Here is a 15,273-nt window from a genome sequence, read left to right on the forward strand (position 1 = left end):
ACCAGCGGGTTTCCCGTTGGCGCATGGCAGGCTCCCAGCCTCAAGTTTTATCTGGATACCTGCTTTGCCTGAGTAGCACCTGGACAAACCGGTCGGGCCGATTCCCGACATTGCCCAAGAATTTCGCAAGAAACCAGTTCCCCCAAGAGCCACAAAGAAGGTAGGACACCGTGAACCCGGTAATCAAAAAATTCCAGTTCGGTCAGTCGACCGTTACCCTCGAGACTGGCCGTATCGCCCGTCAGGCCTCCGGCGCAGTATTGGTCACCGTTGACGACGACGTCAGCGTATTGGTGACCGTAGTCGGTGCAAAACAAGCCGATCCAGGCAAGGGCTTCTTCCCTCTGTCTGTTCACTACCAGGAAAAGACTTACGCTGCCGGTAAGATCCCTGGCGGTTTCTTCAAGCGCGAAGGCCGTCCTTCCGAGAAAGAAACCCTGACTTCCCGACTGATCGACCGTCCGATCCGTCCGCTGTTCCCCGAAGGCTTCATGAACGAAGTGCAGGTTGTCTGCACCGTCGTTTCCACCAGCAAAAAGACCGATCCGGACATCGCTGCGATGATCGGTACCTCGGCTGCTCTGGCAATCTCCGGCATTCCTTTCGATGGCCCGATCGGCGCTGCCCGCGTTGCCTTCCACGAAAGCACCGGCTACCTGCTGAACCCGACTTACGAGCAGCAAGCTGCTTCGAGCCTGGACATGGTCGTTGCCGGTACTTCGGACGCTGTGTTGATGGTTGAATCGGAAGCCAAAGAGCTGACCGAAGACCAGATGCTGGGCGCGGTACTGTTTGCTCACGACGAGTTCCAGGTTGTGATCAACGCCGTTAAAGAACTGGCCGCTGAAGCTGCCAAGCCAACCTGGACCTGGGCTCCTGCGCCAGAAGCCACCGAACTGCTGGGCGCTATCCGTGCCGAGTTCGGCGAAGCGATCTCCCAGGCCTACACGATCACCGTCAAGGCCGACCGTTACGCTCGCCTGGGCGAGCTGAAGGATCAGGTCGTTGCCAAGCTGTCCGGTGAAGAAGGCCAGCCTTCTTCCAGCGAAGTCAAAGCAGCCTTCGGCGAAATCGAATACCGCACCGTTCGCGAAAACATCGTTAACGGCAAGCCACGTATCGACGGTCGCGACACCAAGACCGTACGTCCGCTGAACATCGAAGTCGGCGTTCTGCCAAAGACCCACGGTTCGGCTCTGTTCACCCGTGGTGAAACCCAGGCTCTGGTAGTCGCGACACTGGGCACCGCCCGTGACGCACAACTGCTGGACACCCTGGAAGGCGAGAAAAAAGACCCGTTCATGCTGCACTACAACTTCCCTCCGTTCTCGGTGGGCGAGTGTGGTCGCATGGGTGGCGCTGGTCGTCGTGAAATCGGTCACGGCCGTCTGGCCCGTCGTTCGGTTTCGGCCATGCTGCCTGCCGCCGACGTGTTCCCGTACACCATCCGTGTGGTTTCGGAAATCACCGAATCCAACGGTTCGAGCTCCATGGCTTCCGTTTGCGGCGCTTCCCTGGCCCTGATGGACGCTGGTGTGCCGATGAAGGCACCGGTTGCCGGTATCGCCATGGGTCTGGTTAAAGAAGGCGAGAAGTTCGCCGTCCTGACCGACATCCTGGGTGACGAAGACCACCTGGGCGACATGGACTTCAAGGTAGCCGGTACCGCCAAAGGCGTCACCGCGCTGCAGATGGACATCAAGATCAAGGGCATCACCGAAGAGATCATGGAAATCGCTCTGGGCCAAGCCCTGGAAGCGCGCCTGAACATCCTCGGCCAGATGAACCAGATCATCGGCCAGTCGCGTACCGAACTGTCGGCCAACGCTCCGACCATGATCGCGATGAAGATCGACACCGACAAAATCCGTGATGTCATCGGTAAAGGCGGCGCGACCATTCGTGCGATCTGTGAGGAAACCAAGGCTTCGATCGACATCGAAGACGACGGTTCGATCAAGATCTTCGGCGAAACCAAGGAAGCGGCGGAAGCTGCTCGTCAGCGCGTTCTGGGCATCACCGCTGAAGCCGAGATCGGCAAGATCTATGTCGGTAAGGTTGAGCGCATCGTCGACTTCGGCGCATTCGTCAACATCCTGCCGGGCAAGGACGGTCTGGTTCACATCTCCATGCTGAGCGATGCTCGCGTTGAGAAAGTGACCGACATCCTCAAAGAAGGCCAGGAAGTGGAAGTACTGGTACTGGACGTGGACAACCGCGGCCGTATCAAGCTGTCCATCAAAGACGTGGCGGCAGCCAAGGCTTCGGGCGTTTAATCACGCCTCACGCCTGACCGCTTCAACGTTATAAAAAATGCCCCGCAGTGAAAGCTGTGGGGCATTTTTTTGTCTGCAGGAAATTGAGACGTTCCGGAAGTTGCCTGCCCCTGAAGTCAGTGCTAGGTTTAGCCCACCGCCCGTGTAGCTCAGCCGGTAGAGCAGCGCACTCGTAACGCGAAGGTCGCAGGTTCGATTCCTGTCTCGGGCACCAGCAACACTTGTTTTCAGATGATCCCGAATGGTTCTGAAGGCCAGAAAAACCATGCTTGATACGGTTTTTTTGCGTCAGAGAGATCCTTGATGATCCAGATCCATCTTCCATTCCCCAGATCAACGAGAACGCCATGACAATAAAAGAATTGACCCAAGAAGCCCGACACGAAGAAGCACTGAAAAAGTACGTGCTGGATGTGCCGGATCTGATGGAGGAGATCAAGGACCTGAGTCCCGATGATCAGAAAGACCAGATTCAATGGGCTTTCGAGGACGAGGCGGAAGCCCAGGGCCTGCAGCCGTGGGAGCTGACGCTCAAGTACACCTCAACGCCGGAAGAATACGAAGCAGAACGCCTGAAGCTGCACAAAGAAGCGGCCGAGGTGTTGGGCGTCGAGTGGGAAGAGTACTGCGAGATGAACAATCTGGTGGTCTGACAAAAAACGCCAGCCTTGAAGAGGCTGGCGTTTTTCATGCGGCGCGGCGCGATCAGAGGCTCAGTCGCATCGACAGGTCTACCGCCTTCACATCCTTGGTCATCGCACCAATCGAAATATAATCCACCCCGGTTTCGGCGATGGGCAGCAACGTATTTTCGTTGATCCCGCCGCTGGCCTCCAGCTTGGCCTTGCCGGCGTTCAGGCGCACGGCTTCGCGCATGTCGTCCAGGCTCAGTTCGTCGAGCATGATGATGTCGGCACCGGCCGCCAGCGCTTCTTTCAATTCATCCAGGCTTTCCACTTCAATCTCGACCGGTTTGCCCGGGGCGATCTTGTGCGCGGCGGCGATGGCCTGCGCGATGCCGCCGCTGGCGGCGATGTGGTTTTCCTTGATCAGGAAGGCGTCATACAGGCCGATGCGGTGGTTATGGCAACCGCCGCAGGTTACGGCGTACTTTTGCGCCAGGCGCAGCCCCGGCAGTGTTTTGCGGGTGTCCAGCAGCTTGACCTGAGTCTCGGCCACGAAGTCCGCCAGGTATTGCGCACGGGTCGCCACGCCGGAGAGCAGTTGCAAGAAGTTGAGGGCGCTGCGTTCGCCGGTCAGCAGCGAACGTGCAGGGCCTTCGAGGTGGAACAGCACCTGATTGGGTGTCACCCGTTCACCGTCGGCAACCTGCCAGTGCACCGCCACCCGTGGGTCCAGTTGCCGAAACACGTTATCCACCCAGGCGGTGCCGCTGATGACGGCCGCATCGCGGGTAATGATGGTGGCTTTGGCCAGGCGTTCGGCCGGGATCAACTGTGCGGTGATGTCGCCGCTGCCGATGTCTTCACGCAACGCACGGCGCACGTTGGCTTCGATTTCGGCGGTCAGATCGGCGAGACGTAGATTCGGCATAACGGACTCCACAAACAAAGTGGCTCGATTATAGGGCCATGGCACGGACCAACCCAAGGCATCAGAGCGTTACGTTGGCACTGGCGCCTGCATTTGGTCGAATCCCTGCCGTTGTCGCGTTGTTCATTGTTGCCGAGCAAACGCCTGTTTGAGAGCTGATGCAGAGTCTTCTGGCGCAAAGGGGAGCTTTTCAAGATAATCCGCCTTGTATTTGACGTCATGAGTTTGACGAGTCGAAGCAAAACCGTTCCTGGGAGACCGAATGCACAACGACGGGAATGTAGTGCCTTTGCACAAGGCAACTACCGACCAGGTGGCTCACTCGCCACTCGCCCGCCTGCCGGCGATTCTTCTCCAGGTTCGCGACAAGGCCGCGCAACAGCTGCGGCACGGATTGCAGGCGTTGTTCGATAACGCCGACGACACCCTCTTCGAAATGGCCGACCGCGCCCACTGTGACGTCGAACAGAACATCTTCTTTCAAGCGATGCGCGATTTGCGCCTCAAGCGCAAAAGCATCGAACGGGTTTTTCTCGAACAGTTTTTCGCCGCGTTTATCCGTCTCGCCCAATACGAAAGCGTGCTTGCGGCTTTGCCCCAGACCCTGGATACCAATACCTCGACGGTGCAACCCGATGACGAGCGCGAGCGCACGGTCGCGGTGCAAGCGATGGTCAACCGGGTGCTGGACCGCGACGGTTTCGCCTTGGACCAACTGACGGCCCGGCTCTGTGCCTTGTTGGGCAAGGAGCCGGGCGATCTGCACAATCCCCTGGGTCCGGCGATGTTCTGCGAGTACTTTTTGCAAGCCGCACGCCAGTTGGGGCTGGAGATCAAGGTCAAGCTGATCATCCTCACTTTGTTTGAGCGCTATGTCCTCAGCGAGGTCGATCAGCTTTACGCAGAAGCCAATCAGTTGCTGCTCGCCACCGGTGTGTTGCCCGACCTGAAACCGGCCCCGGTGCGTCGCACCACGGACCGACCTGACCAAAGCGTCACGGGCGGACTGACCGACGAGGGCCCCGATCCGATTTCCACGCGAGATCTGTTGCGCCTGCTTTCGCACTTGCAGCAATACGTGCCGGCACCGGCGGCCGTCGATGATTTCGATCTGCGCAACCAACTCGAACTGTTGTTGACCCGGGTCAGCGTCAAAAGCGGCAGGTCGCGGGTTTTCGGGGAGGCCGATGAGGATGTGATCAACCTGGTCGCCCTGCTTTTCGAATGCATGCTCGATGATCGCAACCTGCCGGACTCCCTCAAGGCACTGGTCGGCCGATTGCAGATTCCACTGGTCAAGGTGGCGCTGCTCGACAAGAGCTTCTTCAGCCGCAGCAGTCATCCGGCGCGACGTCTGCTCAACGAAATCGCCAACGCGGCCATGGGGTGGGGAGCCTGTGACGATCATGACCGTGACAGCCTCTACGTGCGCATCGACCAGGTCGTACAGCGCCTGTTGAATGACTTTGTCGATGACCCGGCGATATTTTCCGAATTGCTGGCTGATTTTCTCGCGTTTACCCAGGACGAGCGCAGCCGCACCGAGCTGGCCCCGGAGCTGCGCAACGGCGTGGCGCGAATGCTTGACGATACCTTGCTGTTCGAGCGGGCACTGGAGTCGGTGATCGGCAACCTAAAGCGTCTCAATCGCGGCAAGTGATCGCGCCCCGGGGGATTATCGCGGCATACTGTGCCAATACTGTCGACATTGAAGGAATCGGTATGCAGTTGGACCCCGCGAGCGGTTGGATTCAGGGTGCGCATGTCTGCCCCTCACCCAACTTCAATGCGCGCCCCACAGGCGAAATTTCCCTGCTGGTGATCCATAACATCAGCCTGCCGCCGGCGCAGTTCGCCACCGGCAAGGTGCAGGAGTTTTTCCAGAATCGTCTGGATGTCACCGAACACCCCTATTTTGAAGGGATCGCGGATTTGCGGGTGTCGGCGCACTTTCTGATCGAGCGAGACGGTACTGTCACCCAGTTTGTTTCGTGCCTTGAGCGTGCGTGGCATGCGGGTGTCTCGTGCTTCGAGGGGCGGGAAACCTGTAACGATTTTTCCGTGGGCATCGAGCTCGAAGGCACGGATGATCTGCCGTTCACCGACGCGCAATACAGCGCGTTGACAGCCCTGACCCGCCAGTTGCAACAGGCGTTCACGGCAATCACCACAGAGCGCATCTGCGGGCACAGTGACATTGCACCGGGGCGCAAAACCGATCCAGGGCCGGCGTTCGACTGGGCACGCTATCGTGCCGCCCTGGCACAAGAGGAAGGACGATGAGTTTTCTGGTGTTGCTGTTGGCGGTGTGGATCGAGAAGTTCTCGGCCCTGCGCCATCGGGTTCAGCGTGATAATGGCTGGACACACGAGCTGAACAAGCTTGAAGCCAGCCCGCGACTTTCGAACCGACCATGGCTGGTGCTGGCGGCACTGGTCTTGTTGCCGGTGGCGTTGCTGGCTTTGCTGCTGGTTGTCATCGAGCCGGTGGCCTATGGGTTGTTGGCGTTGCCAATTCATTTGCTGGTGGTGATCTACAGCCTGGGGCGCGGTGATCTGCTGGGCGATCTCGGGCCGTTCCGCGATGCCTGGCGTCGGGAGGACCTGCAAGCGGCGGCCCATGTCGCCAAGCGCGACCTGGATATCTGCGCAGACAATGGTGAACAGCTACTGGAACAGGTCGAAGGGCATTTGCTGTGGGAGGCCTACCAGAGCTTTTTCGCGGTGATTTTCTGGTACTTCCTGTTGGGTCCGGTCGCGGCGCTGAGTTATCGCCTGCTGGCGCTGGCCGAAGAGCACGGGAAAAACCCGGCGGTGGTCGAGCGCGCCGGGCAACTGCGTCACGCCTTCGACTGGTTGCCGGTGCGCCTTCTGGCGGCGAGCCTGGCGTTGGTCGGCAATTTTGTCGCGGTCAGTCGGGTCATGCTGCATGAGCTGCTGAACTGGAATATCAGCGCCGCGCAATTGATCGTGAAAGTCGGGCTGGTGGCCGGTGAAATTCCGGCGCCGGTGGCTGGCGTGGAAGGTATCAACAATCTGGACCGTATCTGGGCGCTGCTGCTACGTGCGGCGGTGCTCTGGTATGCCGGGTTTGCGTTGTGGACGGTCCTGCATTAGTCCAGCAGTCAGAGCCATTGTGGCGAGGGAGCTTGCTCCCGCTGGGCGACGCAGTCGCCCCCCATTCAATTCAACAACGACTGCTGCGCAGCCGGACGGGAGCAAGCTCCCTCGCCACAGGGGCGATTACTTGGTCGTAGGGCTTCGCGCTGTCGTTAACCTTAAGTTACAAAACCTCCTGCCGATTTAAGTTATACAGAGATAGCGTCGAATAGTGGCTATCTGCCGTCTGTCTGCGCCTGCCAATAAAAAAAATAAGAAACTGAAGGGAGACATCCAGTGAAGAGCTTGCTCTATCCCGCTGTCGCACTGATGAACCGCCTGAGCTTCGGCATGAAGTTCAGCCTGATCAGCGTACTGTTCCTGGTGCCGATGCTGGTGACCAACTTCTATCTGGTGCGTGACTCCTACCGCGAATTCCAGGGCACGCGCATCGAACTGCAAAGTCTCGACCTGTTGGGCAGCAGCCTGGCGTTGCGGCGTGATCTGGAAACCCTGAACAACCTGGTGCAGATCAATGTCAGCCTCGGCCAATCCGGCAAGGCCGGCAATGTCGAATCGAAGATCAGCGCCCTTGAGCAGAGTATTCTGACTCGCCTGCAAGGGCTGGCGGCGATGACCAGCGACCCGGAGCAGGTCGCGGTGTTTGATGGCAAACGCGATGAAATGATCGCCGCGTTCAAGGCCCAGCAAACGGAAAACTCCCTGCAAAGCAAAAGTGCCCTGATCGGCAAGCTGGTGGGCAGCGCGCAGATTTTCAGCCAGCTCATCACCAGTCAGTCCGGCCTCAGTCGCGACAACCAGAGCGACATGCGCCAGTTGAGTGAGCTCGTCACCCTCGTCACGCCACGAGTCACCCAGCTCCTGGGCGAAGGTCGGGCAATGGGGTCTTACTCGTTGGGGCAGGGGTTCATCAACTCGGCTTCGAGTACCCGTTTCGATGAGTTGCTGGCGCAGATTGAAAAGCTCCAGGCCGAGTATGGCCTGAAGTTGCAGGATGCCCTGGGTTCCAGCAAAGCCGCACGCGATAACCTGGCCGCTCAGGCCGATAGCAGCCGGGCATCCTTGAAGAAAGCCAGCGAGCTGTTCGAAGAACAAGTGGTCATGGCCGATACCCTCGACGCGCCGTGGCAGGGTTTTTACGATCAGGTCAGCGCCCTGATGGACCAGACCTACCAACTCAACGAAGCCACCCTGAAGTATCTGGGCCCGCAGTTGCAGCAACGCCTGGAGCAGAACCGCACGCACATGGTCTTGCAGGCCGTGGCGCTGTCAGTCGTGTTTGTGTTGATCTTTTATCTCTACGGCGCGTTCTACGTCTCGACCCGCACCACGCTCAAGCGCCTGGGCGCGGTGATGGACAAGGTGGCGGCCGGCGATATGACCGTGACCTTCAGCGCCCATAGCCGTGATGAGCTGGGGGAGTTGGGCGAGGTGTTCAACGGCACCGTGAAAAAAATCCATGACCTGATCGAGCGGGTGGGGCAGACCGTCAGTGAAGTCGAGCGTCAGGCCGGGCAAGTGGAAAGCGTTTCCGCGCAAAGCAACCAGGCCGTCGCCGGGCAGCGCACGCAGATCGAACAAGTGGCCACGGCCATGAACCAGATGTCGGCCACATCCCAGGAGGTCGCGCGCAGTGCCGCCGCGGCGGTGAGCAGTGCCCACAGTGTCAACGATGAAACCATCAGTGGCCGCGGCCTGGTGGAGTCGCAACAAGGCAGCATTGCCGCGCTGGCCAACGAGATCGATCAATCGGTACTGGTGATCAACCAACTGGCCAGCGACAGCCAGTCCATCAGCCGCGTGCTCGAAGTGATCAAGAGTATCGCCGAGCAGACCAACCTGCTGGCGCTCAATGCCGCCATCGAGGCGGCACGGGCCGGCGAGCAGGGGCGTGGTTTCGCAGTGGTAGCCGATGAAGTCCGGACCCTGGCCAAACGAACCCAGCAATCGACCGAAGAAATCGAGCAGATGATCGCCAGGCTCCATGGCGGTGTCGGCGCGGCGGTCAAGGCCATGGGCACCAGCCATGAAATGGCCAGCGGCACGGTCGGGCAGTCGGAGAAGGTCCAGCGGGCGCTGGAAAACATCCTGGGCGCGGTCGGCATGATCGTCGACCAGAACCAGCAGATTGCCGCGGCCGTGGAGCAGCAAACCGCCGTGGCCCACGACATCGACCAGAACATCGTCGAGATCAATCGCGCCGGCGAGCGTACCGCTGAAGGCGCACATCAGACCGAAGATGCCAGCCGGGCGTTGTCGGCCCAGGTCGTGGAGTTGAAGCAGTTGATCAGCGCATTCCGGGTCTGAAATTCTCCTCGGTACCCTGTGGGAGCGGGCTTGCTCCGGGCGGCGATCCAATGAAAGCGATCTTTCAGTCACATTGATGTTGAATGTGCCGCCGTCTTCGCGGGCAAGCCCGCTCCCACAGTTGGCGGGTGCTGGCAGTCATGACCAGTTAAACAACTCGCAGGCATTGGCCGTACTGGCCGCGGCCAATTGCTCGGGGCTGATTGCCATGATGTCGGCCAGTGCCGCGCAGATCGCTGGCAGGTGTGCGGGGCTGTTGCGCTGGCCGGGGAACATGGCAGGGGCCATGTCCGGCGAGTCGGTTTCCAGCACCACAGAATCCAGTGGCAGCTCGGCGAGCACGCGGTGCATGCGCAGCGCCTGCGGCCAGGTCGCGGCACCGCCGAGGCCCAGTTTGAAGCCAAGCTTGATGTATTCCCGGGCTTCTTCCTTGCTGCCGGCAAAGGCGTGGATGATGCCGGCCCGTTTCAGGCGAAACCGTTTGAGCGTGGCAATCACCGCCGCATGGCTACGCCGCACATGGATCAAGGCCGGAAGGTCGAAATCCGCCGCCAATTGCAATTGCGCCTCGAACAACGCCTGCTGGCCGTCGCGGTCCAGGGTTTCGATGAAGTAGTCCAGGCCGATCTCGCCGACCGCACACAGTTGCCGATGGCCGGCCAGGCGAGTCAGCCAGTCGCCGAGCTCGCTCAGGTGTTCCGGTTGATGATCGTCCAGGTACACCGGGTGCAATCCGAACGCGGCGTGCAGGTCGGGGTCACTCTGCACCAACTCCCAGACCCGCTGCCAATTGGCCTGATAAACCCCCAGCACCACCATCCGCCGCACTCCGAGGGCGCGGCTTTCGGCCAGCAGGGCCTGACGGTCGGCGTCGAAGTCTGGAAAGTCCAGATGGGTGTGGGTGTCGATCAGCTCCACGGTTCAGTCCTGGCGAATACGCTGCTTGAACGTGCGCGCGATGGCTTGCACGCCGGGCCGGTAATCCGACTGCTCGATGGCTGCCAGGGCCAGCGCGAGGGCCTTGTCGGCGATCAGCTGGTGTTGCTGGGCCATGGCGTTGACCGGCAGCGGCAGGAAGTCCAGCAACTGGGTGTCGCCGAACGTGCCGAGGCGCAGCGGGCGGTTTTTCAGCGGGAAGTCGTGCAGCGCATCGAACACGCCCTGAAGCAGCACGTAGGATGTGGTCACCAGGGCATCGGGCAAATGGCCCAGGCGCTGCAGCAACTCTTCCATCAATTGTTTACCGCACTCGCGGCTGAAGGACTCACCTTCTTCGATCAGCACCTCACCGTTGAACCCGGCGAGCGCCTCTTTGAAGCCGGCGGAGCGTTCCTGACTGATGCTGAGCTCCGGGCGGGCGCCGATCAGCGCGATCTGTTTGGGCAAGGGATCGAGCAGGCTGCGGGTCAGTTGCAGGCTGGCCTCGCGGTCGTCACTGATCACCGAGCAGAAATGCTCGGGTTCCATGACCCGGTCGATGGCGATGATCGGAATGCCCTTGGCCTGCAATTGGCGATAACTGTCGTCGCCGGCCGGCAGGCAGCTGGCAACGATCAGTGCGTCGCAGCGCCGGGCGCGGAACAGTTGCAGCAGTTGCCGTTCGCTGTCCGGTGCATCGTCGGAACTGGCGATCAGCAACTGATAGCCCCGGGCCCGCGCACCTTGCTCCAGCAATTTGGCGATTCGTGCGTAACTGGGGTTTTCCAGATCCGGCAGAATGAACCCCAATGTGCGGGTGTGCCGGCTGCGCAAACCGGCAGCCTGTGGGTTAGGCGTGAAGCCATGTTGTTCGACGACCGCGCGCACGCGTTCGACGGTAGCGCTGCTGATGCGCTGTTGTTCGGCCTTGCCATTGATGACATAGCTGGCGGTGGTGACGGACACACCGGCCAACTGGGCGATATCACTGAGTTTCAACCCGCTGTTTCCTTGTTTTTTCGAGATTGCCTCGACATTTTCGTCAATCCTAACCGATTAAGGCAGGCGACCATTGTCGCAACGCATCCGACAAGTTGGACTTCAAGGATGGGCCAATATCGAGTAACGTGCCAATCGATCTAGATTAAACGTTTCAGCAGGCGTATTTTCTACGTTTTAGGCGCCTTTGGCCGGTTCTGCCGTGAAACCGCCAAAAGCGATGACCAAGCGCCTAAGCTGACTCATTCAAAACAATACCTGGTGCCCCAAGGCGCCAAAAAGGAGAAAGCATGCTCGAGCTCACTGTAGAGCAGATTTCCATAGGCCAATCGGCTGTGGATAAGTCCGCAGCGCTGCAATTGCTGGCCCGGCATCTGGTCGCCGACGGCCTGGTTGCCGAGGGGTATCTCGCCGGTTTGCAGGCACGGGAAGCCCAGGGCTCGACCTTTCTCGGTCAAGGTATTGCCATCCCCCACGGTACGCCCGAAACCCGCGACCTGGTGTTCACCACCGGTGTGCGCCTGATGCAGTTTCCCGATGGCGTGGACTGGGGCGACGGTCATATCGTTTACCTGGCGATCGGTATCGCCGCCAAATCCGATGAGCATCTGCATCTTTTGCAATTGCTCACCCGCGCCCTCGGCGAGACTGATCTGGGCCAGGCCCTGCGTCGCGCCGGTTCCGCCGAAGCCTTGCTGAAGTTGCTCCAAGGCGCGCCGCAGGAGTTGGCGCTGGATGCGCAGATGATCGGCCTCGGTGTGGCGGCTGAAGATTTCGAAGAGCTGGTCTGGCGCGGCGCACGCTTGTTGCGGCAGGCCGACTGCGTGAGCAACGGTTTCTCCGCCGTGTTGCAACAGGTCGAAGCGCTGCCCCTGGGCGATGGCCTGTGGTGGCTGCACAGCGAGCAGACGGTGAAGCGTCCGGGCCTGGCCTTTGTCACCCCGGACAGACCGCTGCGCTATCTCGGCCAGCCACTCAATGGACTGTTCTGCCTGGCCAGTCTCGGTGAGGCCCATCAAGCCCTGCTCGAACGCCTGTGCGCGTTGTTGATCGAAGGACGTGGCCATGAGTTGGGCCGCGCCACCAGCAGTCGCAAAGTCCTCGAAGTGCTCGGTGGTGAAGTGCCCGCCGACTGGCCCAGCGCACGAATTGCATTGGCCAACGCCCACGGTCTGCATGCGCGGCCGGCGAAAATCCTCGCGCAACTGGCAAAGAGTTTTGAAGGTGACATCCGCGTGCGCATCGTCGATGGCCACGACAGCGCGGTATCGGTAAAGAGCTTGAGCAAGTTGCTCAGCCTCGGCGCCCGTCGGGGGCAGGTCCTGGAAATCATCGCCGAACCGGGCATCGCGGCGGATGCGTTGCCGGCCTTGTTGGCCGCCATCGAAGAAGGCCTCGGTGAGGAAATCGAACCGCTGCCGCCGGTAAGCCAGGTGCACGAAGTGGTTGCCGATATGGCTGAAGTGGTCCTCGCCCCGATATCCGGCAGCGTGGTTCAGGCGATTGCCGCCGCTCCAGGGATCGCTATCGGCCCGGCGCATATTCAAGTGCTGCAAACCATCGGTTACCCGTTGCGTGGCGAATCCGCCGGCATCGAGCGTGAGCGTCTCCAGCAAGCCCTGGCGCAGGTACGCCGTGACATCCAGGGCCTGATCGAGCGCAGCAAGAGCAAAGCCATCCGCGAAATCTTCATCACCCACCAGGAGATGCTCGACGACCCGGAACTGACTGATGAGGTCGATACGCGCCTCAAGCAGGGCGAAAGCGCCGAGGCGGCGTGGATGGCCGTGATTGAAGCGGCGGCCCGGCAGCAGGAAGCATTGCAGGATGCCTTGCTCGCCGAGCGAGCGGCCGACTTGCGCGATATCGGGCGTCGGGTGTTGATGCAACTCAGTGGCATCGAAACCCCGAGTGAACCGGACCAACCGTACATTCTGGTGATGGACGAGGTCGGCCCGTCCGACGTCGCGCGTCTGGACCCCGCTCGCGTGGCGGGGATTCTCACCGCCCGGGGTGGCGCAACTGCGCACAGTGCGATTGTCGCCCGGGCGCTGGGCATTCCGGCACTGGTCGGCGCCGGCCCCGGCGTGTTGCTGCTGGCGCCGGGCACGCCGTTGCTGCTCGATGGCCAGCGTGGTCGCCTGCATGTGGACGCTGACCCGGCGACCTTGCAGCGCGCCACGGTCGAACGCGATACCCGCGAGCAGCGCTTGAAGGCGGCTGCGGAACGGCGTCATCAACCGGCGCTGACCACCGATGGCCACGCCGTCGAAGTGTTCGCCAACATTGGTGAAAGCGCTGGCGTGACCGGCGCGGTGGAGCAGGGCGCCGAAGGCATAGGCCTGTTGCGCACCGAACTGATTTTCATGGCCCACCCGCAAGCGCCCGACGAGGCGACCCAGGAAATCGAGTACCGCCGCGTCCTCGACGGTCTGGCCGGGCGACCGCTGGTGGTGCGCACCCTCGATGTCGGTGGCGACAAACCGCTGCCGTACTGGCCGATTGCGAAGGAAGAGAACCCCTTCCTCGGCGTGCGCGGCATTCGCCTGACCCTGCAGCGCCCGCAGATCATGGAAGCGCAACTGCGCGCCTTGCTGCGGGCTGCCGATAACCGTGCGCTGCGGATCATGTTCCCGATGGTGGGCAGCGTCGACGAGTGGCGCCAGGCCCGTGACATGACCGAACGCCTGCGCCGGGAAATCCCGGTCGCCGACTTGCAATTGGGGATCATGATCGAAGTGCCGTCGGCGGCATTGCTGGCGCCGGTGCTGGCCCGGGAGGTCGACTTTTTCAGCGTCGGTACCAACGACCTGACCCAATACACCCTGGCCATCGACCGTGGCCATCCGACGCTGTCGGCCCAGGCCGATGGCTTGCATCCGGCGGTGCTGCAACTGATCGACATCACCGTGCGCGCGGCCCATGCCCACGGCAAATGGGTCGGTGTATGCGGTGAGCTGGCGGCCGACCCGCTGGCAGTGCCGGTGCTGGTCGGCCTCGGGGTGGATGAACTCAGCGTCGGGGCGCGCAGCATTGCCGAAGTCAAGGCGCGGATTCGCGAACTGGACTTCACTCAGACTCAAACCCTTGCCCGACAGGCCCTGGCCGTGGGCAGCGCCAATGAAGTGCGCGCATTAGTGGAGGCCCTGTAATGGCCCGGATTCTTACCCTGACCCTCAACCCGGCGCTGGACCTGACCGTCCAGTTGCCGCGCCTTGAAGCCGGCCAGGTCAACCGCAGCGATGTGATGCACACCCACGCCGCCGGCAAAGGCGTGAACGTGGCGCAAGTGCTGGCGGACCTCGGGCATCAGCTGACCGTCAGTGGCTTTCTTGGCGAAGACAACCTGCAAGCGTTCGAAACATTGTTCGCCAAACGCGGTTTTGTCGATGCCTTTATCCGTGTTCCGGGCGAGACCCGCAGCAATATCAAACTGGCGGAAAGCGAAGGGCGCATCACCGACATCAACGGGCCGGGGCCGCAGGTCAGCGAAGCGGCGCAGCAGGCCTTGATCGATCGACTGGAGCAGATTGCCCCGGGCCACGATGCGGTGGTTGTCGCCGGAAGCTTGCCATTGGGCGTCAGTGCTCAATGGTTGCAGGCGTTGATCTTGCGCTTGAAAAACCTGGGGCTGAACGTCGCCCTCGACACCAGCGGCGAGGCGCTGCGTGCAGCGCTGAAAGCGGGGCCGTGGCTGATCAAACCCAACACCGAAGAGCTGGCCGAGGTGCTGGACTGCGAGGTTGTGTCGGTCAGTGCCCAGGCCTTGGCGGCGGAGCGCTTGCACGCTCAGGGCATCGAGCATGTGGTGATTTCCCATGGTGCCGAGGGTGTGAACTGGTTCAGCGTCGGTTCGGCACTGCATGCCACGCCACCCAAGGTCAGCGTCGCCAGCACGGTGGGCGCGGGTGATTCGTTGCTGGCTGGGATGCTCCACGGTTTGCTCAGTGCCGATACGCCTGAGCAGACCTTACGCACCGCCACGGCGATTGCCGCGATGGCAGTGACCCAGATCGGATTCGGCATTGGCGACGCAGCGCAACTGGCGCAGCTCGAACAGGGTGTGCGCGTGCGTCCCCTGACAGAACAATAAGAGGGTT

The 15,273-nt window shown here is 61.1% G+C and carries 10 protein-coding genes, 1 tRNA gene and 1 pseudogene; 9 read left to right on the plus strand and 3 right to left on the minus strand.

Features of this window, described 5'->3' with window-relative positions:
* Positions 1-170: 170 nt before the first annotated feature.
* The 3 genes from pnp to ACMDB8_RS03375 all read left to right on the plus strand — a co-directional run bounded on the left by pnp (position 171) and on the right by ACMDB8_RS03375 (position 2,929).
* Complete coding sequence (gene pnp / locus ACMDB8_RS03365) at positions 171-2,276, plus strand: polyribonucleotide nucleotidyltransferase (RefSeq protein ID WP_007915263.1); 2,106 nt, start codon at positions 171-173, stop codon at positions 2,274-2,276.
* A 138-nt stretch (positions 2,277-2,414) separates the two neighbouring features.
* Positions 2,415-2,490 (plus strand) — tRNA-Thr (locus ACMDB8_RS03370).
* Between the two features lie 133 nt (positions 2,491-2,623).
* Positions 2,624-2,929 (plus strand): DUF6388 family protein, encoded by a 306-nt coding sequence (locus ACMDB8_RS03375; RefSeq protein WP_056728247.1) that lies wholly within the window; start codon positions 2,624-2,626, stop codon positions 2,927-2,929.
* A gap of 52 nt (positions 2,930-2,981) precedes the next feature.
* Here the strand turns inward: ACMDB8_RS03375 and nadC are convergent, their stop codons facing one another.
* On the minus strand, positions 2,982-3,830 hold the full coding sequence (nadC, locus tag ACMDB8_RS03380; protein ID WP_056728249.1) for a carboxylating nicotinate-nucleotide diphosphorylase: 849 nt from the start codon (positions 3,828-3,830) through the stop codon (positions 2,982-2,984).
* 262 nt (positions 3,831-4,092) lie between these two features.
* Here nadC and ACMDB8_RS03385 point away from each other — a divergent pair.
* From ACMDB8_RS03385 to ACMDB8_RS03400, 4 genes and pseudogenes are all read left to right on the plus strand, one after another.
* Positions 4,093-5,379 (plus strand): annotated as a pseudogene (locus tag ACMDB8_RS03385) (DUF1631 family protein); the annotation flags it as partial.
* A gap of 173 nt (positions 5,380-5,552) precedes the next feature.
* Positions 5,553-6,113: a 1,6-anhydro-N-acetylmuramyl-L-alanine amidase AmpD gene (gene ampD / locus ACMDB8_RS03390; RefSeq protein ID WP_056728251.1), complete on the plus strand. Its 561-nt coding sequence runs from the start codon at positions 5,553-5,555 to the stop codon at positions 6,111-6,113.
* Positions 6,110-6,946 (plus strand): regulatory signaling modulator protein AmpE, encoded by an 837-nt coding sequence (ampE, locus tag ACMDB8_RS03395; protein ID WP_056728252.1) that lies wholly within the window; start codon positions 6,110-6,112, stop codon positions 6,944-6,946. The genes ampD and ampE overlap by 4 nt, the downstream gene beginning before the upstream one ends.
* Before the next feature lie 279 nt (positions 6,947-7,225).
* Complete coding sequence (locus ACMDB8_RS03400) at positions 7,226-9,256, plus strand: methyl-accepting chemotaxis protein (RefSeq protein ID WP_056728254.1); 2,031 nt, start codon at positions 7,226-7,228, stop codon at positions 9,254-9,256.
* 138 nt (positions 9,257-9,394) lie between these two features.
* On the opposite strand, the gene ACMDB8_RS03405 is transcribed toward ACMDB8_RS03400, so the two are convergent.
* Together ACMDB8_RS03405 and cra are read right to left on the minus strand one after the other, a co-directional pair.
* Positions 9,395-10,174 (minus strand): TatD family hydrolase, encoded by a 780-nt coding sequence (locus ACMDB8_RS03405; RefSeq protein ID WP_056728257.1) that lies wholly within the window; start codon positions 10,172-10,174, stop codon positions 9,395-9,397.
* A gap of 3 nt (positions 10,175-10,177) precedes the next feature.
* Positions 10,178-11,173, minus strand: coding sequence for a catabolite repressor/activator (gene cra / locus ACMDB8_RS03410; protein WP_223542504.1), 996 nt, complete (start codon positions 11,171-11,173; stop codon positions 10,178-10,180).
* 290 nt (positions 11,174-11,463) lie between these two features.
* On the opposite strand from cra, the gene ptsP reads away from it, so the two are divergent.
* Positions 11,464-14,325 (plus strand): phosphoenolpyruvate--protein phosphotransferase, encoded by a 2,862-nt coding sequence (ptsP, locus tag ACMDB8_RS03415; RefSeq protein ID WP_223542503.1) that lies wholly within the window; start codon positions 11,464-11,466, stop codon positions 14,323-14,325.
* The gene (gene pfkB / locus ACMDB8_RS03420; RefSeq protein ID WP_056728261.1) at positions 14,325-15,266 is read left to right on the plus strand and encodes a 1-phosphofructokinase; all 942 of its coding nucleotides are present in this window, start codon (positions 14,325-14,327) and stop codon (positions 15,264-15,266) included. Before ptsP ends, pfkB begins: the two co-directional genes overlap by 1 nt.
* Positions 15,267-15,273: the final 7 nt, after the last annotated feature.

The organism is Pseudomonas monachiensis (assembly GCF_047345015.1).
GTDB classification, from domain to species: Bacteria; Pseudomonadota; Gammaproteobacteria; order Pseudomonadales; family Pseudomonadaceae; genus Aquipseudomonas; species Aquipseudomonas monachiensis.

Bases quoted from the DNA above. Each gene is read 5' to 3' on its own strand.
- ptsP (WP_223542503.1), top strand. From the start codon at position 11,464: ATGCTCGAGCTCACTGTAGAGCAGATTTCCATAGGCCAATCGGCTGTG.
- pfkB (WP_056728261.1), top strand. From the start codon at position 14,325: ATGGCCCGGATTCTTACCCTGACCCTCAACCCGGCGCTGGACCTGACC.
- ACMDB8_RS03375 (WP_056728247.1), top strand. From the start codon at position 2,624: ATGACAATAAAAGAATTGACCCAAGAAGCCCGACACGAAGAAGCACTG.
- nadC (WP_056728249.1), bottom strand. From the start codon at position 3,830: ATGCCGAATCTACGTCTCGCCGATCTGACCGCCGAAATCGAAGCCAAC.
- ampE (WP_056728252.1), top strand. From the start codon at position 6,110: ATGAGTTTTCTGGTGTTGCTGTTGGCGGTGTGGATCGAGAAGTTCTCG.
- ampD (WP_056728251.1), top strand. From the start codon at position 5,553: ATGCAGTTGGACCCCGCGAGCGGTTGGATTCAGGGTGCGCATGTCTGC.